This is a genomic window from Deltaproteobacteria bacterium (assembly GCA_018668695.1).
Lineage (GTDB): Bacteria > Myxococcota > XYA12-FULL-58-9 > XYA12-FULL-58-9 > JABJBS01 > JABJBS01.
The window spans coordinates 1-26,521 of sequence record JABJBS010000341.1 but is presented as its reverse complement, the minus strand read 5'-3'; the positions used below and the strand labels follow the sequence as shown (position 1 = coordinate 26,521).

Here is a 26,521-nt window from a genome sequence, read left to right as displayed (position 1 = left end):
TTGGATCAGGCGTAGGAATCAAAGATGAGTTCAGTAGATTCTAAAACAAGTCACGTGATTAGCAGTGGGCACCGAAAAAGACGTTTCTTTGCGATTGTGGATAAGGCGTTTCAGTGGAAGTACGCGAGCCTAGTCGCGGCCATGGGAATGGCTCTTGTTTCAGCAATGGGGCTTTTGCTTTACTCAAGCCACGTCGAGAACACATCTTTACTTTTATTGGAGCAAAACCCCGCACTTCTGGTGGAAGTCCAAGCAGCTGACCAACGGTTCTTATTGCTTCTTGCCGGCGGCATTGTTTTCATTGGTGTCGTTTTATTAATGGTCGGACTTTTGGTTACGCACCGCATGTCTGGTCCCATGTATTTGGCCCGTCGATACATCTCTTTGATAGGCCAGGGCGGCTATCCTGAAGTTCGAGATCTACGTCGCGGCGATGAGTTTAAAGATTTTTTCGACACTTTAAATCGAACCGTGAATCACTTGAGAGCACGTGACACGGAACATTTACGTGAGCTTGAAGAAACTCTCGCTTTTCTGCGCCGTCAGGATGAGGGCTTCGACAAAGAAACACGCGATACGTTGGTCCAAAAGTTGGAACAATTGCGCGATGAGCTGCGCCGCGGCTTAAGCCTTTAGCCTTCTCTTATTTTTGATTAAACGTTGTGACGTACTCGGAGACAGTGACGGTATTGTTTAGAATACCGACTGTGTTTTCACTGGTGTCATCTAGAATGTGGCGCCGCCCAAAGGCGAGGGCATAAGTGGTAACAATCGGGAATTTTTTACCGTCTTCCATACGTCCGCATCCAAGATTAAAGAGCTCGTGGCAGCCGCCTTCGATCTCTACCCAAGTGAAGTCGTCGATGTTGGTGTTCTCATAAACGGATTCAGCACCCACCTGGTCTTCGGTTGCGGTCATCATAAACATAGGCAGGGCGACAGCATCGCGTCCCTGAACCCCGTCGAAAAATTCGCCGTGGCCACTTCCTGCAGTTGGGATAAGCGCCTTAATTCTAGGGTCACTAAAGCCTTGGCTAAAGCTTGCAATAGCCTCTTCGCTGCATCCGTCGGGGTAGTTGCCGTTGTCGCAGCGGCTTTGAATGTTTTCTACATCGTAGGTCGCTCCACCGGCTGCCCAAGTCGTATACGCACCCCGGCTATGGCCTGTGAGCAGAGTACGGCTTGTATCAATTTGCCCAGCCAGTGCAGCCGGAGAGATAAGAGTTTCCAAGGCGTCAATACCGGCGGAAATATCAAGAGGGCGATGGTGCCAGTGTTCAACGGAGGTATTGGATGCCTCGCTGCCTTCTGTGAGCATATTACCGATATGACCTACGCTCATGGCAACCCAGCCGTGGCTTGCGAAGTATCGCATAAGACGCCAGCTTCCTTGAGCAACGCCTTGGCTGCCGTGACTGTAGGCAAGCAGAGGGTAGCCTGCCTCATAGATGGAGGCTGCTGGTGTGGCATCAATAATAGTATCCGAGTCAACAAAGAGATCGATGTAGATTGGGGATTGCGTCGGTGGCACGGCGTCGTCGTTATGAACGTCTTCAGTGGGATACCAAATGAACACGGGGACCGTGCGAGGCTGTGTTTGCCCGGGAGGTGTGTAGCTGGTTTCAAAGGTGGTGTAGCCTACTTCAAAGGGGCCATCATTATCGAGAGGATAGTCCAAGCCGTTTGGCCCAGAGTTTTCTTCAGATGAACCGGTGCAAGCCATAAGGCAGATGGTTAAAGCGATACATGAACCTGCAAGGAAAGAGTGTTTCATTGTTCTACTTTGGTGATGCGAGTTAAGGCTTAGTCATACTCTTTGTATTGACTCAGGTCCACATAAGAGAATCCGCCTCAAAGCAGTCATTACATGTAGATACGTATAGGCTCAGTTCATCGAGTCGAACCGTGCGTTATTATAGCTTCCAGCGATAAAATGAGGCTGAGAGCCTTGAAGCAGCAGGGTGTCGTAGTCGAAGTCTGGTGCATCAAATGCATCGGGGTCGATAAGAACTCTGTCTTTGGCCAGAGTTGTTTTCCAGGTTTGATGTGTACCTTTAATACTTAAGGTCAAAACATCGTTGTGGATGACATAGCTACCTGAGACACGAGTTTCTTGTTTCCCGAAAAACGGTTTGTGTACCCAGCTCCAAGTTCCATCGATGGAGAAAATCAATTTCTTTTCGGTAGTCCCGGGCGCTCCCTCAAACCATGTGCCGGCGATGTTGGTCTTTCGCAGACGATTCTTTGCAGGAAGTTTTACTAGATTTTTGCCGTTGCTGAGCATTTTCAGTTCACTGATACATAGGGGCGTTTGTTCATCTACATTCTCAAAGTAAAAATCGAAAACCTGCCCTGAGAAAGGCTGGTCGAATTTGATATGGAGATTCTGGCCCACAAGGGCAAACATCACGGAGTGGTGGCCATTGCTTATTTCAACCTGGAGAGGTGCAACGGGGGTCGTTCGGAGTTTGAGTTCGATATGTTCAATGGTTTGCCGACTCTTTAGAGCGACCTGAACGTGATGCGTTTGGGTGCCTTCAGCGGTAGCACTGCACCAAGCGGTGCTGCTTTTCTGGTCAAATAGATTGAAGATGTCTTGAGCGCTTGCGCTGGTATCGTGAGGGCTTTGTGCGTAGGCAAGGTCGCCAGCTTGAACCAAGGGTGAGTGTAAGGAAATTAGAATAAATGCGTATGCGTAAAACCATGCGAAAACACGGTTCGTCGTTGATGGACCCTGGCTCAAGTTGAGCTGAAAGGGTTTATTCTGTGTCCTTTCGAATTTCATCGCGCTTCACTCTTACTGTTGCTTCGTCAGGCGAAGCCATGTCTGATTTTGACATTGTTGTTGTTTTATCTCTGTCTTCGAATTCAACTTCGCCTTGGACAACTTCTGCGCCGGCGGCGAATTTATCTCGGTACCAAGTCTCAGGGTTACCAAGCTCCTCTGGAGTCACGTCTACGCGTGTGCGGTCTGGATCAAGTTCGGCTGCGGCCTGTGTCGTCTCTTCTTGCTGGGTCACAGCTTCTACAACTGGAGCGGTGGCTTCTGAGACGGGTGGGATCTCTTGGACGATTGGGTTGCCCATGGCGTCGACCGCTCCTGAAGTGGCCGGATTTTTCACTCGGTCGAGGCCTTCTTCATTGTCATCGATGGCAACCTCGTAGCGGTGCTCAAGCTGAGCTGCTTTTACTTTTTGGTCTTGAGGCTTACGATTCTGTGCTGGGTTTGATCTTGGTTGCCTAAGTCCAACACCTGCTTGTTGTTGGCTTAAGCCAGAGTTCAAGCCAGCGGTTTGCTGGGTAAATCGCGTACCATCTTCTCGTTTGTCACCGACCTTCGGATTGTTACGTGTTACCAAGTCTGTTTGAAGAAGAAGATTTTGCTCCTTCAAAGTGAGAGTCTGGGTCGATTCTACGCCGGACTTTGCAGGATCTGCCTGAAATTTTACCTGCTCAGTTTTCTGTGGCCCGTCGGTGTCAGCATAAAGTCTGTCGAGGTGTTCCAGGTACTTCTTGTACTGGTTTTGACCCTCTTGGATTCGGTTGCGACGTGATTCGACTTTGTCATCTGACATCGAGTTCTCCCACTCATGGTAAATACATCTCGAGCTTACAGATCTATTATCGCTGAGATGCACTTTGGGTTGCGTCTTTTCTCTGCTTTTTGAGATCTTTTGAGCTTGGCATCTGGGGAATACCCCTCGTTACCCCTAGTGTGCTGATATTGCTGGAGTTTTTAATGCTCTCTCTATTTCAGCCGGCGCACCTTTTTCTTTACGGATGCTTGAGACTGTGGCAACAAGAGCCACCCCCAAAAATGGAGCACGGCTCCCTTGGAGAACTAGAAATCGATGGCATCTTCGGCAGCTCTGGATATTGGCATTGACCGCGGGGTCTTTGTCCGCGGGACACCTCTTTGGATAGGTGCTGAGCGCAAGAAATCCCACGTCATTGGCACCCGTATAGAAGACACGTTACCACCTCGGCACGAACGCCTGTTAACAAGTATCGTGTGCGCGGGCATGTTGGATCGCGCAGGGCTGCAAGCCGGCGTTTTACCTGCAACTTTTCGGCAATGGATGGGTTTCGGAGGGCGGCAAGTCCAGCTGGTCGAACTCGGCTCAAAGGCGGGTGAAGCAGGGGTTTTAATCGACGATGGGAAGCGGCGTACCCTGGTACTCTCGAGTTTGATACCCGGCGTAATATCACTGCCTCCAGTGGACCACCTCGTTGTGCGGTCGACCGCTCTAGACCATCAAGGGCCTCAACTCTCTGATGTTTTGGCAAACTTGATCAAACAACACGGGGCCGACAAAAAAGTTGTTTTACGAGTTGAAAACCTGGAGTTAGGAGTTGCTTGCCTTGATTTACTAGGTGAAATGGGTGTCCCAGTACTTGGAAGAGGGCTTTTGGGCCGCTTTGTTGGCAAATCTAAGGCGAATGCAAAGGGATGGGCGGTGGCTTTCGCCAAAGGCAATTTGCGTGGAAGTGATGAGGAAATTTGGCTCGATACCGGTTTGGGCCGTTTCAGAGGTAAGACTTTGACCAGCGTAGGCTACTATGGCGGGTTCAAGGCACTGGATGCGGCACTGCAAATGACCCAAAGCCCAGCGCTTACGCTCTACGATGCGGACCGCTCATTGGTCATTCCGGAGTCGATTGCGAAGGGCACTGAGGTGATGATTCATCACCCTCGTGAAAAGTCGATGACCCTTGGTTTTGAGGCACTTGGGAGTTTGTGACTTTAATGCTGCTGTGATATCCGCCGCACATGAATCGACGCCAAACTACACGTTCATTCAAGGTAAGAAACCCCACCAAACGAAGCTTTCTCAGCCGTATTTTTCGGCTGGGCATTTTTCTAGCTTTGACTGGAGCGGTGGCCGGTGGCGCCTTGGCGGTGAGCATTTATACGTATTACGCTCCGACTGTTCCCGAGTTTCACTCGATAGACGATTATCAGCCGCGGGTTGGTACCCGAATTTATTCCTTGGACAATCAGTTAATTGGCGAGTTCGCTGAAGAGCGGCGAGTTTTAGTCCCAGTTGAGAAAATCCCGATCCAACTCTTCAACGCTTTCATCTCCGCCGAAGACAAGCGTTTTCGCACGCACATGGGCGTCGATATTCTTGGCGTCATGCAGGCTATATTCGACAAGATTCGAAAGCCTGGTTCAAAGCTACGAGGAGCTTCGACCATTTCCCAGCAGGTGGCCAAGAGCGTGCTGGTTGCTTACGAAAGCTATGAGTCTGCAACAGAGCGCTCTTTGGTTCGGAAGATTCGAGAAGCTATCTTGGCACTGCGCCTGGAAGCGGTGCTTACGAAAGACCAAATATTGTACATGTATGTGAACGAGATATTTCTTGGTCACAAAGCGTATGGCGTGCAGGCGGCAGCTGAGCATTATTTTAGAAAAAATGTTTGGGAACTCTCGATTGCTGAAATGGCTACGTTTGCCGGTCTACCTCAGCGGCCAAGTGATTACTCACCGTTCTCGCGTCCCGAAGCTGCTTACGCGCGGCGAAAATATGTGCTGAGACGAATGAAGGCCGAAGGTTATATCAACCAAGCAGAGCACGATATCGCCTTAGCTGAGGAGCTTACGGTCTATCCTCGCCGGGAGCTTTACCTCGAAGTTGCGCCGTATTTTACGGAACATATTCGACGCGAGTTGGTGCACCGTTATGGAGCACGGGCTGTCCTGGAAGAGGGCTTGCAGGTTTATACGACGCTTAACACGGAGTATCAGAAAGCTGCTCAAGTGGCGGTTAACAAAGGTCTCCACGACCTCGATGAACGCCAAGGCTTTAGAGGGCCGTTGGCACATCTGCTAACCAAAGAGATTCGTGAAGAATTTCGTGCAGCTTCTCGAATTGAACTCGGACTGGTTGAGGGTCAGCCCTTAGAGCTAAACGCGAATCAAACTTACGTGGCACAGGTAACGGGTTTTACGAAAAAAGGTCGCCAGGCTAAAATTGATGTTGCAGGTCTAAGCGGACTCTTGCCATTGGCTGGAATGCGGTGGGCTCGTACTCCTGACCCCACTCAGCGGTGGGATGGTCACTATGTTCGCGATACTCGCCGCGCTCTTAAAGTGGGCGATGTGATTACAGTGAAAACCACGACCCGTAAAGCACTGAGCCGTGACACCCACGGTTGGGAGGTAGTGGATACCGTTCCCAAAAAAGGAAAGATTTTTAGACTCGTACAGCAGCCGATTGCTCAAGGCTCATTGATGAGCGTGGATCCCAAAACAGGCTATGTGGTGGCGCTGATTGGTGGTTACCATTTCGAAGAGTCTAGCTTTAACCGTGCTATCCAGGCTTGCCGGGAGCCCGGCAGCGCATTCAAACCAGTTGTTTATTCAGCTGCCATCGATAAGCTTGACTACACGCCTTCAACGCTTATCGACGATAAACCATTTATTCGTACCGACGATAACCTCCGCTGGAAGCCTAACAACGCAGGGCAGCAGTTTCGCGGTCAATTACCGATGAGAACTTGTCTTCAAGATTCCATTAATACACCGGCGCTGCGTATCGCTGATGCGGTTGGTATCCGAGATATTTTGCGAAATGCTAAGCGCTTTGGGATGAAGGAAAAGTTCTACGACACCCCGGATTGCCGCGTGGAGAACCCGCCTGAAGAATGTCGATTTTGTTTTTTCAAGCCCGAGCTGGGCACAGCCCTTGGCTCTTCGGCGACGACCATGGAAGAGCTTATTAAAATTTATGTTGTCTTGAACCAGTATGGTGAGCGACGTGAACTGAAATACATCCGGCGTGTTGTTGATCGCTATGGTACCGTGCTTGAAGACAAGAGTGCTCCAACCGACGCGACCAGCGATTTTGGTACGCGCTTAGACAGAGCCTACCAAGGTTTTGCACAGCCGACTGAGCGAACATTGGACCCAGCATCAGCATTTGTGATGGTGAGCTTGCTGGAGAATGTTGTGGAGTCAGGAACCGGTATTGGAGCGACTGCTCTGGGAGTACCAGTGGCCGGTAAAACAGGGACCACGAACGATTCCTACGATGCATGGTTTATGGCATTTACGAAGAACCTAGTAACTGGGGTTTGGGTGGGTCACGATACGAAGGAAAGGCCCCTTGGCAGTGGTGAATTCGGAGGCCGGACGGCATTACCGATATGGCTGAAGTATATGGATAAGGCGCTTCGCGATTATCGGCGCTCGGGTTCACCAAGGTTAGCGGAAGGCTCATTTACGCCGCCCCCTGGAGTTGTTCGTGTTAATATCGATCCTGAAACGGGGTTACTGGCACGCCCTGAGTCAGCGCGCGTTGCCACGGAATATTATCGCGCAGGCACCGAGCCAGTCGACTTCACACCTGATCAGGTGGTGTTAGACCCGAACGAAATGGATCTTTTCGGAGCAGACACTCCGCTTTAAAAAGGCTCAAGTTTTTATGGCTCGTCAATCTGAACCGTTTGTTGTTCTTCTTACGCGTACCATGCGTAAACGCTGGAAGTTATTACTCACCTATATGATAACCTGTTGGCTACTTGTGATGCTTGTGGTGAGCTTATTGCCATCGCGTTACATGGCGGTGGGCTTGGTTAGGGTTGGTTTTATTGGCCCGGGCTACGGGATGCTCTCACTGAATACGATTGCCACAGAAGCAGGTTCCACGGGCTTTGTTCAGCGGGTTACAGAAGAGGCCGGCGCTCCCGGTGCCGATATGATTGCTCGAGTTCGTTTTGAGTCGAATATGATTGAGTTGAGAGCATACGCATCTACGGAGGACTTAGCAGTCTCCATGGTAAAAATTGCGGGTAACTGGATGATGACGGAGCATAACCAGATCATTGATGGAGTATTTGCGGGGGCCAAAGAGCTTTATCGAGAGCGATTTGGGAAACTGCCCCAAACAGAGGAGTTGGTTTTCAGTCGCAATACCTTTGCTCTCAAAGTGCTTGAAGAAGTCCGGGATATGAGGCCAGGGTTTCTACGAACGACATTCATGTCTCTCTTTCTTGGGCTCTTCCTGGGAATTGTCATGATTATCTTCCGAGAGATTCTTGAGCAAAACGAGACGTCATGACGGATCGATTCACACCGTTGAGCTGGGTTGTTGTATGCTGTGTGGCGTTTTCGGCCTTGGTTCCTGATATTGGATTTCATTCCCCCGTGGGAAGTGACGACTGCCTGCCCCTGATTGCAACCTGCTTGGCCGCGTTTATTCTAATGATGAGACCGCTCGCTGACCCAGGGCCCATTGTGATGGTGTTGATGGCTCTGTTTGCACTCGGCATTTTAGCAAACATCTTTATTCCCGATTTCTTTCTCATGAAGGCCTTGATGCGCGGACCGGCTCGAGTTGGGATGTATCTCGTTTTTGTTTTGGGTTACGCCTCCGTTGTTGAAAACCTAGACGCACGTAAAGTTCTCTCTCTTTGCTGTTTATGCGCACTGCTGGAAGCCGTGTTTGGGTTGAGCTCATTTTTCCTCAACTACTCAGGCCCATGGCATGTTGGGGTTTATTTCACAGAAGAGCCTACACAAAGCTTGGCGGGCAGCGGACACGGCCGCATCGTTGGCACGTTCAACACCTCAAATGGGCAAGGAATGAACTTCGTATCGGCCTACCTGATGATGTTTGTACCTATTCTTTTTGCTCTTGGGAAAACCGCTGAGGGCTGGGCACGTCAGGGTTGGTTTTTAGGTAGCTTGATTGTGGCTGGAGCCATGTTGGCGACCTATACCCGTATGAGTATTGTGGCCCTCTTGGGCGGGCTCATTTTCGCCTTGGCAATCTTGGGTCGTTTAAAACTCATCGGCTCTGTGGTGGCAGCTGGTGCCTTGGGAATCTTGATGACTCCGGGGCTTGCTCAAAGGTTTCTGGATAAGAATGACCGAATCAAGCTTTATGCGGCATCGATAGAGGCTGCGATGGATAGCCCGTGGCTGGGTCACGGAGATACTGCATATCTCGAGTACATTTTTGCGAACTCCAATCGATACCATACGATGTTTGGTGTGGCTGGCAGCACTCCTCACAACTCCATTCTCTACGCATTTTTTCGTTATGGTATTGGGGGAGCGGTATTAACTGCACTTTTATTGGCCGTGCCGATTTTATATTTTGCGGTCCAGGTTCGCCGGCAAACGGGTAAGGCACGAATTTTAGCCTTGGCGGGTGTAGCAACTTTCGTAAGCTTTGCATTGCAGTCGCAAACGAATAATCTTTTAGATATCCCTAAAGTTACATTTTACTTCTTTGCGCTTTGGGTTGGTTTACGGATGGTCGTCATACAAGCCTCGGAGCAAGAGGCAGGAAAGCTGAGTTGAGATTTGCGCGTTTTGTGTGTCACTGGGATGTACCCTGAACTGAAGGACCCAGGTTTTGGTTCTTTCGTAGCCACATTGAACCAGGGTCTTAGACAGTTTACAGGCTGCAGGGTTGACGTTGTGCGACGTGAAGACGGTGCCCGGGGGCTTGGCTCCTATTTGGGAATGACGGCGCGCGGGGTCGTAAAAAGTATTCGAGAACGCGACTACGATTTGGTTCATGGACATTATATTGGCGTGGCATCAGGAGTGGCCTGGACGATGGCGCAGCTGCTTCGCGTGCCATTGATTCTAACGGCCCATGGTAGCGATGTTGAGTCCGCGCAAGCACCCGCAACCCGATTGATTCAAAAGCAAATCTATCGCCAATGCAGCGGATTACACTTCGTAAGTGAGTCTCTGCGAGCACGTGCGGAGCACTTACTCGGAAGTTGGCCTGCACCCACGTTGGTAGCGCCTACAGGTGTCGACCTCGGCATTTTTTCACCAGAAGGTCTCAAGCACTCTGCACGCCAGCGCCGTCAGAGAATTTTGATGGTAGGGCAAACCGTGGAGCACAAGGGTTGGCAAGAGGGGATTCAGGCTCTGGCTTTATTAAGACAGTCGGGCGTTGACGTGGAATTGGTTGCCTTAGGTGGCCCCCGAACTGATTGGCTAAAGAGCATGGCCGAAAGAGCCGGCGTCAGTGAGGCGCTGGTATGTGAAGGGCAGGTGCTCCTCTCTGATTTACCGGCCTATTACCGCGGCGCGGATGCAGTCGTGGTGGCCTCTCACCGTGAGGGCTTTGGCCTTGTGGGGCTGGAAGCGATGGCCTGCGGTGTGCCTGTGGTTTCGACCGGTGTGGGTGGAATGAAGAGCTATACAACCGATGGTGTAAATGCGCTGGTGGCCAAGGTTAAGGATCCGGCGAGTCTTACGGAAAAGCTAAAATGTGTGCTGAACGATAAAGCGATGCACAAGGCATTGGTGGCCGGAGGCTTAGAGACAGCTCAACGATTCAGTGTTGAATCATCGGCCCGAAAAGTGGCAGCGTTTTATGAGACAGTACTTGGCCTTAGAAGCGGAACATAAAACCCAAGTAGTTGTGTAGATCGTTGATTTCTTTGCCGGTACGAACCAGTTGTTTGTACTGGGTCATCACGAAGATATCGATATTGGAAACGAGGTTGTAGCTTAAGTATCCAAGAGCTCCCCAGTGTCCGTGGTATGTGTCCTCGGCAATGGTAACACCTGCCGTGACACCGAGTGAAAGCTTCATTTTATTCAATGGAATCATGAACTTAAAGTTTAGGTCGATGTCTGTTACCGGCTTTTTCTCACCGCTCAGATTCAATTCGTAAATGGTCGTTGCGGGTGAAATATAGAATGTTTCGGTAAGAGGGATATCCACGAAGAATCCCCAACCGTAGCCCGTTCCAACGTCATCTGAGTTCTCAAGTTGGTCTGGGGACCAAGCAAAGCCTCCCGCTACGCCAATCCCTACGCCCTTGGCGCCGGCAGAGGCAGATTGTGGAACCGCGATCGCGAGTAATATAGCTGTAAGTGCGGTCATACATTGAATTTTCATTACTGTTTTCCTTTGCTGACATATCTCTTCGACGTCATCAGTATTCAGACTATTCACAGAGCAATACTTTGCAGGTTATAGGGGCAACCATGCGGGCGACGCAAACAATCGAAATGCGCGGTGAGCACCACAATCTGCGCCTGTTCCAGGATGCATTGGATGAATAAATTAAATATTGTTGATTCAAACACAGGCAAAGCCAAGATTCGTTTTCGTAAGGCATCGAGTGTTCTTAACGAACATTACCGAGATAAAGCTGCTGGGCGAACGGATGCGGTTCGGCCTCCCGGTGTTCTTCTCGGCGGCCTCTTGTGGGTTGATATGACGGCTGCCGTCGGTGATGACGACGCCGCCTGGAACAATGCTCTCGAAGAAGCCCGCAGAAGTGTCGTTGCAAACTTCGAAGAAATAGGGCGGGGCCTTTTTGCGGCGCGGTTTAAAGAGCCGGTGGCAGGTGTACCCCTTCTATTTCCGGAAACTTTAGTCGGTTTAGGCCTTGAAGGTGGCCCAGCTGTTCTCTTGCCTCACTCGAGACTTCTCGTGGTTTGTGGGCTCAACGATGAGCAAGCACTGATCGAAATGGGGCGTTATGCGGATAACCTCGAATTACCCGCGGATGACGGCCTCACTAAAGTTCCACTCACTCGGGACGAAAATGGAAAGTGGACTAGATTGGTCGCTGAGCGGCGATTTGATTCACTCCGTGTTTTTCGTGATCTGCGTTTACAGGAATTATCTGCGGACTACGCTGAGCAAAAACCAGCACTTGAAGCAGTGGCACCTGATGTGAAGGTTGGTGGGTACGAACTTGAACAAATTATTCAGGGCAACTCCTCATCAGTGACAACCCTTTATGAAACCGATGCTCAGACGCTTCTTCCGCGAACGGCATACGTGAAGCTTGCCCCAACAGATGGTGAAGTTGTCGCTGTCGAATTTCGGAAGCTACATTCTCTGATGAAGGGCCTGATGTTGCCTCAAGGTACGTTTCCAGAACGTTATTTGGTGCGTGGGTTTCCAGGTCCCAAAGAGCGTGCGGCGTTGCGAGTTCGCTGATTAGTCCAGTTGCGGAATTGCCGACTTGGCCCTACCTGAGCAGCTTCCAGTGAGAACAGCGACCCCTTGAGGGTTGATACATTCAATACGGGCAGTTAACTGCATGCCACTTTTGGCAGGAACGGCCGTTTCAATTATCAATGAGCATGTGATTTTTTGCCCCGTATAGACCGGAGCATAAAAATTATAGGTCATGGTTCCGATCAAAAAGTTGAGGGCGCCTCCAAGGATGGTGGGAAGGCTACCGGTGAGTAAGCCATGGACCATAACCCGTCCGTCCGCATCAGGCTTGAGATGGTGCGCCCCGTTGTCGCCGGTAAGTGTCGAGAATAGTTTAACATCTTCGATTGTGAAGGTTCGGTCAATGGTGAAGCGGTCACCGGGATGAATCGGCCCTTCTCCGTCGCGGGTAATTCGATAAGGTCGCGTGCTCATAAACTCTTTTTAGCGCGAGGGTTAGGCGATGCAAGTTTTCGCATTTCGTTGCGGATTGCGGCGTTTTCTACGGTTGCAGTTTCCCCGAAAATAGTGTTCTTTGCATAGCCCCCGTTGAATTGTGGGAAGTTCTTAAGGAGAAACTGATGAAGCAAATTACACGCGTATGTGTTGCGTTGCTGGTAGTAGCTGGAATGACTGGCTGTGTATCACGCGCTGAAATGGACGAATTGAAAAAAAATCAGGAAAAAATCCTGACGAAACTTGATGCAGTAGCCAAGGCTGGCCCAGCTGCTCGTAAGCAGCCTCAGCGTCGTGCTGGCCCGGATGCAGGAAAGACTTATGGTTTTCCTGTTAAGAAGGACCACAACATAATGGGAAGTGATGATGCATGGGTAACCATCGTTGAAATCAGTGAATTCCAGTGCCCCTTCTGCAAGCGCGTAGGACCTACCCTCAAGCAGGTCAAGGACAAGTACGGCAAAGACGTTCGTGTAGCGTTCAACCACAACCCACTTAGTTTCCACAAGCGTGCAATGCCCGCTGCTATGGGCTCCGAGTGTGCTGGTGAGCAGGGCAAGTTCTGGGAATATCACGACCTGATGTTCGAAAACCAGAAGCAGCTCGAGGATGCGAATCTTAAGGATTACGCAACGAAGTCCGGCGTTGACGTAGCTAAGTGGGAAGCTTGCTACAAGTCGAACAAGTACCAGAGCAAAATTCTTGGTGAGCAGAAGCTCGCTGCGAAATTTGGTGCACGTGGAACGCCTGCGTTCTTCGTAAACGGCCGCTTCCTAAGCGGTGCTCAGCCTTTCCCTGCTTTCGAAAAGCTCATCGACGAAGAGCTTAAGAAGGCCAAGGCAAGCGGCGTTGCTCGCGGCGATTACTACGCTAAGAACATCGTTGCTAAGGGTGCTCAGAAGCTTTAAGCTTCAAGCCTGTTAGAACGAAAAGCCCGGAACCATTCATTTGGTCCCGGGCTTTTTTTTTGTGTCCTCAGGCAGCCTTTTCAAGTCATCGGCCTTGGTGTAAGCGGATCATATGCCAGACGGTCCTACATCTAGAAGTTTGAAGAAGAGTCGTACGATTTCTCTTCGTGGATGCACTCAGCACAACCTCAAAGGCGTCGATGTCGATATCCCCAAGGATGCGCTCACGGTCATTACCGGTGTGTCGGGCTCTGGGAAATCCTCACTGGCTTTCCATACGTTGTATGCCGAGGGTCAGCGCCGCTACGTCGAATCGTTTTCAGCCTACGCCAGGCAATTTCTAGCGCGCATGCCACGGCCTGAAGCCGAATCGATGACGGGTGTGGTGCCGGCAGTTGCAATCGACCAAAGCAATCAGGTTCGTACCTCACGCTCCACAGTGGGCACCATGACCGAGATCTGTGATCACATGAAGGTGCTCTTTGCTCGGCTTGGGACGATGTACAGTCACACCGGGCACAAGGTTGTCCGCGACACGCCGCAGAGTGCAGCCAAGGACTTGCTCAAATGTATGCCAGAGCAAGGGCGTGCTTGGGTCGTCTTCCAATATGCGCCCGATGAAGTTGCACCGGATGCGATTCGGTCGGTTTTAGGGCGCCTCGGTTGCACTCGCGTATTGGTCGACGATGAGCCGCTTCGTATTGAAGAAGCTTCCGATGCCCAGCTGAAAACACCGCTTCGAGTCGTCGCGGATCGCCTAAAACTTCCGGCGAAGCGAAAGCGCCTTGTGGAGGCTTTGGAACAGGGCATGCTACTGGGCAATCACCACGTCGAGGTGCTGGTTGAGGGGGACCGAAATTATGAGTTCTCCTCGGAGCTTTATTGCCCCCACTCCAAGCAGACCTATGTTGAGCCGGGGCCGAATCATTTTTCATTCAACAGTCCGGTAGGTGCATGTGAGACCTGCAAGGGATTTGGACGCGTGATTCAAATCGATCCGAATCTGGTGGTTCCGGATATGCGGCGCTCGATTCAAGATGGTGCTGTCCGGCCTTGGAATACCGAAAAGACCGAATGGGAGCGCGGCGAGCTCAAGAAGTTTTGTAAGCGCCATGGTATTCCCATGACCAAGCCTTTTGGCAAGCTCACCAAGAAGCAGCGAGATTTAGTGTTCAATGGTGAGACGGATTGGCGCGATTGGAGTCAAGGTCGTTTCCCCGGCGTGATGGGCTGGTTCAAATGGTTAGAGACGAAGAACTACAAGATGCATGTCCGAGTTCTTTTGGCTCGTTACCGCACCTATATCACTTGTGATAGTTGTGACGGTCAAAGATTTAAGCCTGAATCCCTTTTGGTGCGCATCGCAGACAAGAACATTTCCGATATCTATTCGATGACCATCAGTCAGGCTTCGGATTTTATGTCGAAGCTCAAGTTTAAAGCGTCACTTAACGTGGTTGCTGAACCCCTTCTCCTGGAGGTTCGCAATCGCCTCTTGTTTCTCGAGGAGGTTGGACTTGGTTACATCACGCTAGACCGTCAGTCGCGAACGCTTTCCAACGGTGAAGTTCAACGTGTGAACCTAACGACCGCTCTGGGATCGGCTTTGGTGGAAACGCTCTACGTACTGGATGAACCTTCTACAGGTCTTCATCCGCGGGATAACGAGCGCCTGATTCGGGTGCTCAAGCGTCTGCGTGATCAGGGTAACACCGTGGTTGTGGTGGAGCATGAACCAAGCATCATGGTTGAGGCAGATCACATCATCGATATGGGTCCGCGTGCAGGAGAGTTCGGGGGCGAAGTCATCCATGCCGGATCTTATGAAGAACTTCTCGAATCGACGGACTCAATTACCGCAGCTTATTTACGCGGCGAGGAAGAAATTGAAACGCGTATTCGTCGTCGCAGCTTATCCACGAAACATGTGATTGAGATTCAAGGCGCAGCGGAAAACAATCTGCAAGGGATTGATGTCACGATCCCGGTTGGCATTTTTACCTGTGTAACCGGTGTGTCCGGTTCCGGGAAGTCATCTTTGGTTCATGATGTTTTGTTTGCGCATTCGAAGCGCCAAAGGGGTGAGCCTGTCGAATACTTGGGCAAGTGTGATGCCGTCAAAGGCCTGGATAAAATGGCTTTTGTGACCATGGTGGATCAAACCCCCGTGGGCTCTTCGGCCCGGGCAACACCTGCGACCTACGTGAAAGCATGGGATGGTATTCGGAAGCTTTTTTGCAAAACGAGAACAGCGAAGGATGCATCCCTCAAGCCAGGATTCTTTTCGTTTAACTCAGGCGTCGGTCGTTGCCAAACTTGTTTGGGAGATGGCGTTGAGCGCATCGAGATGCAGTTTTTATCCGATGTGACACTGGAATGTCCCGACTGCGAGGGCAAGCGCTTTGGAGCGGATGCTTTGGGGATCACCTGGAATGGGTTGAATGTCTCTCATGTCCTAGAACAGACGGTTTCCCAGGCTCGAGACACCTTTAAAGCGTTTCAAGATATCTTTGGCCCACTGCAGGCTTTGGTAGATGTGGGACTCGGTTATCTCAGAATGGGTCAGCGCCTGACGACATTGTCAGGTGGCGAGTCGCAGCGTTTGAAGCTCGCACAGCATTTGGCCGAGGTTCGCAAGCAAAGTGGTAAAGGGCGTGGTCTTTTTCTCCTGGATGAACCAACGACCGGACTGCACCCCGATGATATTTCCAACCTTCTGGAGTCTTTGGACCAGCTGGTTGAAGAGGGTCACACGGTTGTGGTGGTGGAGCATAATCTCGATGTTATGAAGGCGGCAGACTGTATTATCGACTTGGGGCCTGAGGGCGGCAGCGGAGGAGGGACCCTCGTTGCTGTTGGGACGCCGGAGGATGTTGCAAAGTGTAAAGATTCCCATACGGGGAGGTTCCTAAAAGCTCTTCTCAAAGATGTTCCGAGACCTTCCGGTGAGGGTTCAAAGAGCTTGCTTGAGTTGGTTGTTAACTCTGAGACGCATATTGAGATTACAGCTGCGAATGAGCACAACCTAAAAAATATCGATGTACGGGTTCCGCGGGACCAGTTTGTGGTCATCACGGGACCAAGCGGGTCTGGTAAGTCGACACTTGCTTTCGACATTATTCATTCAGAAGGCCAGCGACGGTATCTGGAGTCTTTGTCCGCGTTTGCCAGGCAGTTTGTAGGCGACTTTAGCCGGCCTGATGTGCAGGCGGTGACAGGACTGCCACCGACAATTGCTATCGAGCAGCGGACAACGCGGGGCGCGGTAAACTCAACCGTCGCTACGATGACTGAAGTCTACCATTTCCTTCGATTGCTCTATGCCCGGGTGGGGCGTCAATATTGTCCAGGCTGCGCTGTTCCAATTCAGGCTAGGTCGGTTCGAGAGCTTGTGGCCGATGTTACGGAACAGTTTGCTGGAAAGACTTTGAGTTTTTTTGCTCCGGTCATCCGCGGGCGCAAGGGTTTTCATAAAGACGTTTTTGCCAAAGCGGCGCGTCTGGGAGTTCGAGCTGCTTTGATCGACGGTGAAATTGTTCGGTTCAATAAGGAGACGCTTCCTGAGCTGAGTCGTTATCAAGAGCACGACATCGCTCTCTTAATGGATGGTGGTATCGCGGCCGAAGACTTAGGCGCAGTGAGTGATTCCGTAAGGCGAGCGATTCACTGGTCGGGTGGCGATGTTGCGGTTTTCCCGAAGGGCGAAACAAAATCCAAGCTTCTATCGCTCAACAATAATTGTCCAAGTTGTGAGCTTGCGTTCGAGCCGCCAGACCCCCGATTGTTCTCATTCAATAGTAAACGCGGCGGTTGTCAGACTTGCAGCGGTAAGGGTTCAGTGGCGGCTTTTGATATTGGTTTGATTGCACCCGATTTGAGTCAAGGTCTCGCAGACACGGAACTTGCAATTTACAAGCTTCGCGGTTTGAAGAAAATCGTGAACAAGCAGACCGTCTTGGAGGAATCCCAAGATGCGAAAATCCCAACGAAAAAGTTGTTGAGCGACTTCACTGCAAAACAGTGGAACACCTTTTGGCACGGAGATACAAAGTTTGAAGGAATGATTCCTTGGCTTAATCGGGTGTACCAGACCACGGAGCGAGAGGCTTTAATCAGGCAGCTTGATACCTTGCGGGTGTCTTCGCGGTGCGAGGACTGCTGTGGAACGGGGCTCAACGAAACGGCGCGGTCTGTATTCATTCAACGGCTATCGATTGCTGATGTCACCGAGAAGAATGTGAAAGATGCTCACCACCATTTTTCTAAGCTCAAACTCAAGGGGCGTGACGGTCTTCTGGGTGAACGGTTAAAAGACGAAATACTCTCCCGCCTAAGCTTTTTGCTGGAAGTGGGCCTTGGCTATCTTCACTTAAATCGCCGGGCCGATACGCTCGCCGGTGGTGAATCGCAGCGAATTCGTCTTGCAGCTCAATTAGGATCGAAGTTAACGGGGGCTTGCTACGTTTTGGATGAGCCAACAATTGGCCTACACCCTCGGGATAATCGTCGACTATTAGAAACGCTCAAAGGGCTGCGAGATCACGGCAACAGTGTGATTGTGGTGGAGCACGATGAAGAGACCATACTCGAGGCAGATCATATTATCGATTTGGGGCCAGGCGGGGGCCAAACCGGTGGCTCGGTGGTTTATGAAGGTTCACCAGACGGCTTAGCAACCTCTCAGGAGTCTCGTACGGCTCAATGGATGACTCAGCGGCCAGAGATGACGGCCAGGCGTAAAGATCGCTGTGACGGAGCATTCACCGTACATCAAGCGAGGGCAAACAATCTTAAAGAGGTGACAGTTTCTTTTCCACGTAAGGCATTGATTTGTGTAACCGGAGTTTCTGGCTCCGGTAAATCAACTTTGGTGAGGGAGGTGCTGTACCGCGGCCTCAAGCGCCGGTTTGATTCGAGTGCTCTTAAAGCCGGTGACCATGATGACATCACCGACTTGGGTAATATCGAGCGTGTGGTGGAAGTTGATCAGTCTCCGATCGGTAAAACGCCGCGTTCAGTCCCTGCATCTTATGTGGGAGTGTTGGACGAGATCCGAAAGCTCTTTTCACGGATTCCTGAGGCTCGCGCCCGCGGTTATGGGTCGGGGCGGTTTTCTTTCAATGTGGCCGGTGGGCGTTGTGAGTCGTGCTCAGGCCAGGGCAGAATACGCGTCGAGATGAGCTTTTTGCCGGATGTTTATGTCAATTGTGACGTCTGTCGTGGCAAGCGATACAATCGCGACACGTTGGACGTCCTCTATAAGGGGCACAGCATGGGCGACGTCATGATGATGACCTGCGCCGAGGCTTTTGCTCTATTTGAGCCCGTTCCCAAAATCGCAAGCCAGCTTAAGTTCCTTGTGGAGATCGGTTTGGGGTATTTAACGTTGGGGCAACCCTCTCCAACCCTATCGGGCGGCGAGGCACAACGCATTAAGCTTGCTCGTGAAATGGGTGCAGGCTCATCTAAGCCGACGCTTTACATCTTAGATGAACCGACCACGGGGCTTCACGGAAGTGATGTGAATGGATTGTTGAAGCTACTGCATGGTTTGGTGGATGCGGGGCACACGGTCATCGTGATTGAGCACAACTTGGCGGTGATGGCAGCTTCGGATTGGATGATAGATTTAGGACCTGAGGGCGGAGTCAGCGGTGGACGGATTGTTGCTAAAGGGCATCCATTAGACCTGATGAAGTCGAAACGCTCTTTTACGGCCAAGTATCTTCGTGACTATTTGCAAGAGTGAGCTTTAATGCTCAGTAAATGGGCCTATTTGTCAAAACGCAAAAAAGCGACTGGGTAGGAGACCAGTCGCTTTTCGATTCACATGAACCAACAGTGTAGCTTAGCGCTTACTGTGGCTAGGCATTTTGGCTTCTTTGAACTCTACGTGCTTACGCACGATAGGGTCATACTTTTTGAAGACCAATTTGTCTGGTGTCGCTTTTTTGTTCTTTGTCGTGTAGTAGCTGTAGCCAGTACCGGCAGTTGAAAGCAATCGGGTTTTTTCTCGCATGGTATTACCCTCCGGAGCTTACTTGATACGTTCACCGCGTGCTCGGATGTCCTTAAGCACACTGTTGATACCGCGTTTGTTAATAACCTTAATGCCCTTGGCACTAACAGTCAGTTGAACCCAACGTTGCTCAGCTTCCACCCAAAAGCGACGCTTTTGAATATTTGGAAGTTGACGCATACGGGTCTTGATATTTGAGTGGGACACGTTGTTGCCGAACATCGGCTTCTTCCCTGTCACTTGACACACTCGAGACATGATTTACTCCTACTTGAACTTCGTTCGTTAACACCTTGGAGGGTGTTGGCTTACTTCTTACCGTACTTACGGCGGAAGCGGTCTACGCGACCTTCAGTATCCATGAGACGCTGACTACCGGTGTAGAAGGGGTGTGAAAAGGCCGTAATATCACAGTTGATTACGAAGTGGCTCACACCATCGACGTCGCGCTTTTCACCACTGCTTTGAGTGGAGCGTGACATGATTTCATCGCCAGTTGATGCGTCACGGAAGATGACATTATTTAGTTTTGGATGAATACCGTCTTTCATCACTGATTCTCCCTTAAAATTCCGATTCTCAGGCGAACCGGAAGGGTGCTCGTAATCAAAATATTAAAGTATTGCAATGTCTTTCGGATTATTTGTTGATCAAACGGGGCTCAAGTGGATCATCTGGCCACCTTTTACTCTTAGCACTACTATATCTAGGGGCATTGATTTGGTGCGGATCCTGAGATCATAATATTTGCCGCTTTTTCAAAGCATTAGACTTGCTATTTCAGCGATTTAGAAATATCCGTGCAAGACTTTCCGCCCGTCGGTGGTGCTTTTATTAGCGTCTACCGTAGGCACTTATAGAAAAAGACCATAATTACAGTGGTCTATACGGTTTACAAAACAGCTTGTTGGGAAACATAGAATAAGTTGTTGTTGTGATGGAGTTTTTAAATGGCTAAGACGAGTCAAATACATCGTAATCTGAAGCGGCAGAAAACTGCAGCTCGGTTCGCGGCGAAGCGCAAAGAACTGAAAGAAATCATTCGTAACCCACAAAGCTCTGAAGCAGAGAAGGCAGAAGCACAGCTTCAAATGCAAGCTCAGCCTCGTGATGCAAGCGCAACGCGTATTCGTAACCGTTGCCGAATTAGTGGGCGAGCTCGCGGTTATTACCGTAAGTTTCAAATCTCACGTATTGCCCTTCGTGAAATGGCTCTGCGCGGCGAATTGCCTGGCGTAGTCAAGGCTAGCTGGTAATTTTAGAAAAGCGGAGTAATTCGATGGAAGACAGAAATAACGATTCAAGAGAAGACCGCGGCGGACGCCGTGGAGATTCACAACCTATGTTTGCACGACGTCGTCGTCCTCGCCCATCAAGCGATTTGGTGTTCGATTACAAAGACGTTGAATTTTTAAAGCAGTTCGTATCTGAGCACGGCAAGATTGTTCCACGCCGAATCAGTCACTTATCTGCGAAGCAGCAGCGCTCTTTGCGTTCTGCAGTGAAGAACGCTCGTAAATTAGCGCTTCTTCCTTACACAAACCGTTAAGAACGATTCAAATCACAACTCAACCGTTTGAAAAGACGCTGGTTTTCCCCCAGCGTCTTTTTTTTTGTATATTTAGGGTAGGGGTGACCTATGACTGACCTATTATTGATTCGCCATGGCCGTACCTTCTGGAATTCAGAGGGGCGTTTTCAGGGACAACTAAACAGCGATCTGAATGAGATTGGCCAAGTTCAGGTTGCCTCCTTGGGTACACGTTTTGAGGGCCAGGTGTTGGACCACGTTTTTTCGAGCGATTTGGGACGAGCTTGGCAAACTGCTGAGGCGTTAACGAAAAGCCATGCTCTTGAAATTCAGGCGGACGCCTCACTTCGTGAAAGGGGCATGGGTGTTTTTGAAGGCTTAACTCAACCGGAGATTCAGGCATCCCATCCAGAAGCATGGAAGTCTTTTTTAGATAGAGAGCCAAGCTGCTCTATCCCTGGCGGTGAAAGTATCAACGATGTGCTCAGCCGTTCTGATAAGTTTTTGGAGAATATTGCTCAAAATTATGAAGGCAAGCGGATTGCGGCGGTGACCCACGGTGGTTGGATTCGAGTGGTGCTCAAAGGCTTGCTCGGGATGGACCAAAAGGTCACGACTCGGTTCAAGGTTTTCAATACCAGTATTCACCATTTGAAGTTTGTTGAAGGTAACTGGTGGGTGATGGGTATGGGAGACGTCTCTCATGTTGATGAAAGCTTGCTGCAAACATCTGTTTCCTACGCTCTTTAGGGCAAAAAAATAGCCGCCCTTGGGCGACTATTTTAAATCAGATTTTGATGTGACCCGTTTTAGATAACGATGTTCACAAGTCTTCCTGGAACAACAATCACCCGCTTGGGCTCTTTACCGTCTAGAAATTTCACCGCGTTAGGCGAAGCCAGTGCCAGCTTTTCAAGTTCTTGCTTGGATGCATCCTTCGGCGCATCCAAAGTGTCACGTTTCTTACCATTCACCTGAATGATGAGAGTAATGGTGTCTTCGGTGCAAAGTGCTTCATCATGTGCCGGGAAATCGGCGATGGAGACGAGGCCTTCGGAACCTAGACGATTCCAGATTTCTTCACATACATGCGGCGCATAAGGAGCCAGTACGCGGGTGAAGAGGCTTAGTGTTTCCCGTGGAAGGGTTTTACTGCTGGTCGCTTCATTCACGAAAATCATCATTTGGCTGATGGCGGTATTAAAGCGCATGGCTTCAGTATCCTCGACAACCTTCTTGATGGTTTTATGCAGCGTCTTCCATAGCTCGCCTTCGGAGCTACCTGGAGAATCTGTTAAGCGGCTTTGTAATTCGCCGCTGTTCTCATCAACCGCAAGACGCCAAACACGCTGCAAGAAGCGAGAAACGCCGTCAACACCAGACATTTGCCATGGTTTGACCTGCTCAAGCGGTCCCATAAACAACTCATAGAGTCGCATGGCATCTGCGCCGTACTGGTCGATGACTTCATCTGGACTGACGACATTGAGCCGTGACTTACTCATTTTCTCGATTTTAGAATCGAGTGCTAAGCCTGTACCTTTGGCGACGGGCTTATCGCCTGAATTGTCTACATCTTCTGGAGAGTAATACTTACCGTTTTCATCTCTGAAGCTGTACGCCAGAATCATTCCCTGATTAAAGAGCTTTTGAAATGGCTCTTTGGTACTTACCAGACCGCAATCATAAAGCACTTTATGCCAGAAGCGTGAGTAGAGAAGGTGCAGTACGGCGTGCTCCACACCACCTACGTAAAGGTCCACTGGCATCCAGTAGTCTTCTAATGCCTTGTTCCAAGCTTCTTCAGCGTTCTTGGGATCGATGTAGCGTAGGTAATACCAACAAGAACCTGCCCACTGCGGCATGGTGTTGGTTTCCCGGTAGCCTACACGACCATCTGGAAGTTCGACCTTAAGCCAAGTATCGCCTGCTCGAGACAGAGGCGGCTCACCGTCTTCGCGGGGCTTGTACTCATCAACGGGTGGCAGCTCGACCGGAAGTTGGTCTTCTGGGATAGGCATCGAGGTGCCATCTTCCATATGAATAAGCGGGAAGGGCTCTCCCCAATAGCGTTGGCGAGAGAATAACCAGTCGCGCAGGCGGTATTGAACGCGCTTAATGCCTCGGTCGTTGTCGACGAGCCAATCAAGCATTTTGGTTTTGGCTTCATCGACACCGAGTCCGTTGAGAAAGTCGGAGTTTACGAGCACACCGTCGCCTGAATAGGCTTGTTTCTGCACATCTTCGCCGCCGGAGACGACTTCAACGATCGGAATACTGTACTTGCTTGCAAACTCATGGTCGCGCTCATCGTGGGCTGGAACGGCCATGATGGCACCGGTTCCGTAGCTCATTAAAACGTAATCAGCGACCCAGATAGGGACGTTCTGACCGGTAACAGGATGCACTGCATAGGCACCCGTGAACACGCCAGACTTTCCTTTATTGAGGTCAGTTCGAGCGAGATCTGTCTTACCCTTAGCCTCGGTGACATAGCCTGTAACAGCTTCGCGTTGGCCGTCGGTTGCAATGTTAAGAACGAGTGGGTGTTCAGGTGCCAATACGCAGTAGGTTGCTCCCATCAGGGTATCGGGGCGAGTGGTATAAACCGTGAATGCTCCGCCCTCATTCTGGACCTTGAACTGGATGTCTGCACCCGTGCTTTTACCAATCCAGTTACGCTGCATTTCTTTAACGTGATCTGGCCAGTCAAGCAGGTCGAGGTCTTCGATAAGCCGCTCTGCGTACGCAGTGATTTTAAGCATCCACTGCTTCATATTGCGACGCTCTACCGGATCTCCCGTTTCAACGTATTTACCGTCTTTAACTTCTTCGTTAGCCAGGACCGTACCAAGTGCAGGACACCAGTTGACTGGTACTTCCGCAAGGTATGCGAGGTCTTTTTCGTAGAGCTTCAAGAAGATCCACTGAGTCCACTTGTAGTATTCAGGATCGGTGGTCGAAACTTCGCGATTCCAATCGTATGAAAAACCAAGTCGTTTGATCTGACGGCGAAAGTTATCAACGTTTCGCTTCGTGATAATCGCTGGGTGAATGTTTTCACGCATAGCCGCGCGCTCTGCCGGAAGACCAAAGGCATCCCAACCCATTGGGTGGAGTACATTGTGGCCTTGCATACGCTTTAAGCGAGCGAGGACGTCTGTGGCGGTATAGCCTTCAGGGTGGCCAACATGCAGCCCCGCGCCCGAAGGGTAAGGAAACATATCTAGGATGTAATACTTTGGCTTATCGCCAAGTTCTTCAAGGCTCGTTGGAGTTTTGAAGGGCTCTTGCTCATCCCAGGCTTTTTGCCAACGTGGTTCAATTTCAGCGGGTTCGTAGCGCATAGTGCTTAGTTCTCCAAATCCATAGTGGCCACAACGGCAGCATCGCGCTCACTGAGCATAAAGCCGCCATCTCGTTCACTTACGGTACCGTCACGTTTCCAGGAGCGCTGGCAGCGTGGTTCTTCAGCGAGGTCACTGATTTCAAATTGAGTTGCGTCGCCAGAGGCAACGCTAAACCGGCTTACACCGCATAGGTCAGCCAGCTCTTCTGCATATTCGGTGATCGCGTTAAAGCGTTCCGGATCGATAACAGCCGCGATACCAGCATCCAGAGGATTGGTAATCGTGCCACTTTCTCTTGCATGCTCGAGAGCCTTGAGTGCTTCACTGCGAATGTCCATCGTAAGGGTCCAGTTAGGATCCTGCGCGAGTCCACGAGACTCAGGCAAACGCTGAAGGTGAATAGACTCGTCCATCTCTTCAGTTTTACCGTGGAGCTTAAGCCAAGCTTCGTCTGCGGTGTGAACCAATACAGGTGCAATCAAGCGAAGCAGATTGTCTGCGATATCAAAGAGAACCGTTTGGGTTCTTCGTCTGCGGGCTGAATCGGTTGCATCGCAGTAGAGACGGTCTTTAATGGCCGCCATGTAAACCGCGCTCAAGCTGTCATTGCAGAAGTTGAAAACCGCATCTCGGATTCGGCGAAACTGGAAAGTTTCGTACGCATCACGCACTTCGATGATGAGGTGATCAAGCTGGACCATGGCCCAAGCATCGAGGCTGCCTTTGTCCGCGTCGGTAAAGGTATAGCGGTCGGTCTCGTTGTTGTAATCCTGCAAGTTCCCAAGAAGGAAACGAATAGTATTTCGAACCTTGCGATACTCTTCGGCTGCATTCTTAAAGAATGCCCAGTCAGCTTTGATGTCGTTGACGAAGTTTAGACTTGCTACCCACCAGCGAGAAATATCTGCGCCGTATTTATCCAAGAGGTCCTGAACATTGATGGTGTTGCCAACCGACTTGCTCATCTTTCGGCCCTGTGCATCCACGATGAATCCGTGAGTGAGCAGAGACTTAAAGGGAGCACGGCCTTGGGACACGAGGCTTGGCAGTAACGATAGCTGAAACCAACCACGGTGCTGATCGGAACCTTCAATATAGTATTCCGATGGGTAACCGAGGTTTCTTTCTTTAAGAACTGCATTCCAGCTTGAGCCAGACTCAAACCATACATCAAAGATGTCTTGGGAGGCGGTGAGTTCACTCAGCCCTGCTTTGCCTTTTTCACGAAGCCAGGTAGGTGCATCTTCATCTTGTGCAGGATCGTATTCGGCGAGGATGTCTTCGACGCTCGCTCTAAACCAGAATCCAGCGCCTTCCTTGCGAACCGTTTGCGCAACAGCTCTTACCGATTTTTGCGTGAGAAGCGTTTCAAAGCCCTCTTTCATGAATGCAGGAATCGGCAGTCCCCATGAACGCTGGCGAGAAATACACCAGTCGGGGCGTGATTCGAGCATACCGCGAAGGCGGCTCTTACCCCAGTCGGGGATAAACTCAATTTCGTTGTCTGTTGCATTCAGAGCCATCTCACGTAGGGTTTTGCCTTCACCTTTGACTTCGCGGTCAACGGAGATGAACCACTGCTCAGTTGCACGAAAGATGGTCGGTGTTTTGGAGCGCCAGTCGTGCGGATAGCTGTGATCAAACTGGTGGTCGAAAAAGAGGTGACCCGACTCACGCAGGTGCGTCACAACTTCGCCGTTGCCACTCCAAACGTCTTTACCCTGGAGCCATTCGGGCGCGGTTTCATCGAAGGTACCGTCCCCTTTGACGGGGCAATAAATCTCAAGACCCACTTTTAAACCGGTCTGATAATCTTCCTGACCATGGCCAGGTGCAGTGTGAACAAGGCCGGTACCATCTTCAAGCGTGACGTAGTCGGCGGTAAGGATTGGACCCGTACGCTCAATGAAGGGGTGTTGGTAAACAATCTCACCATCGGCAAGCTCTTGGCCGGTGCATGTACCCAGGCAGCTGATATCTTCAGCTTTGCCCATGCCGAGAACCTTCTCGGAAAGTGCGCCGCCCAAGATGCCCAAGGTCGTTTTACCATTTTGAGTCCACTTGTAGAGGCCGTACTCTTCACCTGCTGCGGCAGCAACTGCGAGGTTTGCAGGAAGTGTCCAAGGTGTGGTCGTCCAGATCATCACATGAACAGTTTCACCCTCGGGGACATTGAGGCTTGCGGGTAGATTGCCGGCATTGTTAACGGCGAAAAGAACGAATACCGAAGTATCTTCTCGGTCGTAGTACTCAAGCTCTGCATCGGCGAGCGCCGTCTGGTTGGCGATCGACCAGTGTACTGGTTTGAGGTCGCGGTAGACCAC

The 26,521-nt window shown here is 50.7% G+C and carries 22 protein-coding genes; 12 read left to right on the top strand and 10 right to left on the bottom strand.

Going from position 1 to position 26,521, the window contains the following annotated elements; genetic code table 11:
* Positions 1-24 precede the first annotated feature (24 nt).
* Positions 25-636 carry a hypothetical protein gene (locus HOK28_19570; protein ID MBT6435305.1) on the top strand — a complete coding sequence of 204 codons (612 nt, stop codon included), beginning with the start codon at positions 25-27 and terminating at the stop codon, positions 634-636.
* 7 nt (positions 637-643) lie between these two features.
* Here the strand turns inward: HOK28_19570 and HOK28_19565 are convergent, their stop codons facing one another.
* The 3 genes from HOK28_19565 to HOK28_19555 form a co-directional block, all read right to left on the bottom strand.
* Positions 644-1,774 carry a hypothetical protein gene (locus HOK28_19565; protein MBT6435304.1) on the bottom strand — a complete coding sequence of 377 codons (1,131 nt, stop codon included), beginning with the start codon at positions 1,772-1,774 and terminating at the stop codon, positions 644-646.
* A 111-nt stretch (positions 1,775-1,885) separates the two neighbouring features.
* The gene (locus tag HOK28_19560) at positions 1,886-2,785 is read right to left on the bottom strand and encodes a hypothetical protein (GenBank protein ID MBT6435303.1); all 900 of its coding nucleotides are present in this window, start codon (positions 2,783-2,785) and stop codon (positions 1,886-1,888) included.
* Positions 2,760-3,575: a hypothetical protein gene (locus HOK28_19555; protein ID MBT6435302.1), complete on the bottom strand. Its 816-nt coding sequence runs from the start codon at positions 3,573-3,575 to the stop codon at positions 2,760-2,762. The genes HOK28_19560 and HOK28_19555 overlap by 26 nt, the downstream gene beginning before the upstream one ends.
* 276 nt (positions 3,576-3,851) lie before the next feature.
* Between HOK28_19555 and HOK28_19550 the strand changes: the two genes are divergently transcribed.
* From HOK28_19550 to HOK28_19530, 5 genes are all read left to right on the top strand, one after another.
* Complete coding sequence (locus HOK28_19550; GenBank protein ID MBT6435301.1) at positions 3,852-4,742, top strand: hypothetical protein; 891 nt, start codon at positions 3,852-3,854, stop codon at positions 4,740-4,742.
* Positions 4,743-4,771: 29 nt separating this feature from the next.
* Positions 4,772-7,411 (top strand): PBP1A family penicillin-binding protein, encoded by a 2,640-nt coding sequence (locus tag HOK28_19545; GenBank protein MBT6435300.1) that lies wholly within the window; start codon positions 4,772-4,774, stop codon positions 7,409-7,411.
* A gap of 16 nt (positions 7,412-7,427) precedes the next feature.
* Entirely contained in the window at positions 7,428-8,063 is a 636-nt protein-coding gene (locus tag HOK28_19540) for a hypothetical protein (protein ID MBT6435299.1), read from the top strand.
* The gene (locus tag HOK28_19535; protein MBT6435298.1) at positions 8,060-9,310 is read left to right on the top strand and encodes an O-antigen ligase family protein; all 1,251 of its coding nucleotides are present in this window, start codon (positions 8,060-8,062) and stop codon (positions 9,308-9,310) included. The genes HOK28_19540 and HOK28_19535 overlap by 4 nt, the downstream gene beginning before the upstream one ends.
* Positions 9,311-9,430: 120 nt before the next feature.
* On the top strand, positions 9,431-10,381 hold the full coding sequence (locus HOK28_19530; protein ID MBT6435297.1) for a glycosyltransferase: 951 nt from the start codon (positions 9,431-9,433) through the stop codon (positions 10,379-10,381).
* Here the strand turns inward: HOK28_19530 and HOK28_19525 are convergent.
* Positions 10,365-10,877 (bottom strand): hypothetical protein, encoded by a 513-nt coding sequence (locus HOK28_19525; GenBank protein MBT6435296.1) that lies wholly within the window; start codon positions 10,875-10,877, stop codon positions 10,365-10,367. The two genes, HOK28_19530 and HOK28_19525, sit on opposite strands and share 17 nt — an antisense overlap.
* A gap of 159 nt (positions 10,878-11,036) precedes the next feature.
* On the opposite strand from HOK28_19525, the gene HOK28_19520 reads away from it, so the two are divergent.
* Positions 11,037-11,933 (top strand): hypothetical protein, encoded by an 897-nt coding sequence (locus tag HOK28_19520; protein MBT6435295.1) that lies wholly within the window; start codon positions 11,037-11,039, stop codon positions 11,931-11,933.
* Here HOK28_19520 and HOK28_19515 read toward each other — a convergent pair whose 3' ends face one another.
* Positions 11,934-12,368 carry a hypothetical protein gene (locus HOK28_19515; GenBank protein ID MBT6435294.1) on the bottom strand — a complete coding sequence of 145 codons (435 nt, stop codon included), beginning with the start codon at positions 12,366-12,368 and terminating at the stop codon, positions 11,934-11,936.
* Positions 12,369-12,514: 146 nt separating this feature from the next.
* Here HOK28_19515 and HOK28_19510 point away from each other — a divergent pair, with 146 nt between their 5' ends.
* The gene (locus HOK28_19510) at positions 12,515-13,297 is read left to right on the top strand and encodes a DsbA family protein (protein ID MBT6435293.1); all 783 of its coding nucleotides are present in this window, start codon (positions 12,515-12,517) and stop codon (positions 13,295-13,297) included.
* A gap of 112 nt (positions 13,298-13,409) precedes the next feature.
* The gene (gene uvrA, locus HOK28_19505; protein MBT6435292.1) at positions 13,410-19,046 is read left to right on the top strand and encodes an excinuclease ABC subunit UvrA; all 5,637 of its coding nucleotides are present in this window, start codon (positions 13,410-13,412) and stop codon (positions 19,044-19,046) included.
* 99 nt (positions 19,047-19,145) lie between these two features.
* On the opposite strand, the gene rpmG is transcribed toward uvrA, so the two are convergent.
* Genes rpmG through HOK28_19490 form a run of 3 tightly spaced genes read right to left on the bottom strand, consistent with a single transcriptional unit; the run spans position 19,146 to position 19,867 of the window.
* Complete coding sequence (gene rpmG / locus HOK28_19500) at positions 19,146-19,316, bottom strand: 50S ribosomal protein L33 (protein ID MBT6435291.1); 171 nt, start codon at positions 19,314-19,316, stop codon at positions 19,146-19,148.
* An 18-nt stretch (positions 19,317-19,334) separates the two neighbouring features.
* A complete protein-coding gene (gene rpmB / locus HOK28_19495; protein MBT6435290.1) occupies positions 19,335-19,574 on the bottom strand; it encodes a 50S ribosomal protein L28 in 240 nt (79 codons plus the stop codon).
* A 50-nt stretch (positions 19,575-19,624) separates the two neighbouring features.
* Positions 19,625-19,867: a type B 50S ribosomal protein L31 gene (locus tag HOK28_19490; GenBank protein ID MBT6435289.1), complete on the bottom strand. Its 243-nt coding sequence runs from the start codon at positions 19,865-19,867 to the stop codon at positions 19,625-19,627.
* A 399-nt stretch (positions 19,868-20,266) separates the two neighbouring features.
* Between HOK28_19490 and rpsN the strand changes: the two genes are divergently transcribed.
* The 3 genes from rpsN to HOK28_19475 all read left to right on the top strand — a co-directional run bounded on the left by rpsN (position 20,267) and on the right by HOK28_19475 (position 21,597).
* A complete protein-coding gene (gene rpsN, locus HOK28_19485; GenBank protein ID MBT6435288.1) occupies positions 20,267-20,572 on the top strand; it encodes a 30S ribosomal protein S14 in 306 nt (101 codons plus the stop codon).
* Between the two features lie 23 nt (positions 20,573-20,595).
* Positions 20,596-20,865, top strand: coding sequence for a 30S ribosomal protein S18 (locus HOK28_19480; protein MBT6435287.1), 270 nt, complete (start codon positions 20,596-20,598; stop codon positions 20,863-20,865).
* A gap of 90 nt (positions 20,866-20,955) precedes the next feature.
* On the top strand, positions 20,956-21,597 hold the full coding sequence (locus HOK28_19475) for a histidine phosphatase family protein (protein MBT6435286.1): 642 nt from the start codon (positions 20,956-20,958) through the stop codon (positions 21,595-21,597).
* Positions 21,598-21,656: 59 nt separating this feature from the next.
* Here HOK28_19475 and HOK28_19470 read toward each other — a convergent pair whose 3' ends face one another.
* Positions 21,657-24,194, bottom strand: a complete 2,538-nt coding sequence (locus HOK28_19470; GenBank protein MBT6435285.1) for a leucine--tRNA ligase — start codon at positions 24,192-24,194, stop codon at positions 21,657-21,659.
* A gap of 5 nt (positions 24,195-24,199) precedes the next feature.
* The coding region (gene ileS, locus HOK28_19465; GenBank protein ID MBT6435284.1) for an isoleucine--tRNA ligase at positions 24,200-26,521 on the bottom strand (2,322 nt) is incomplete at its 5' end.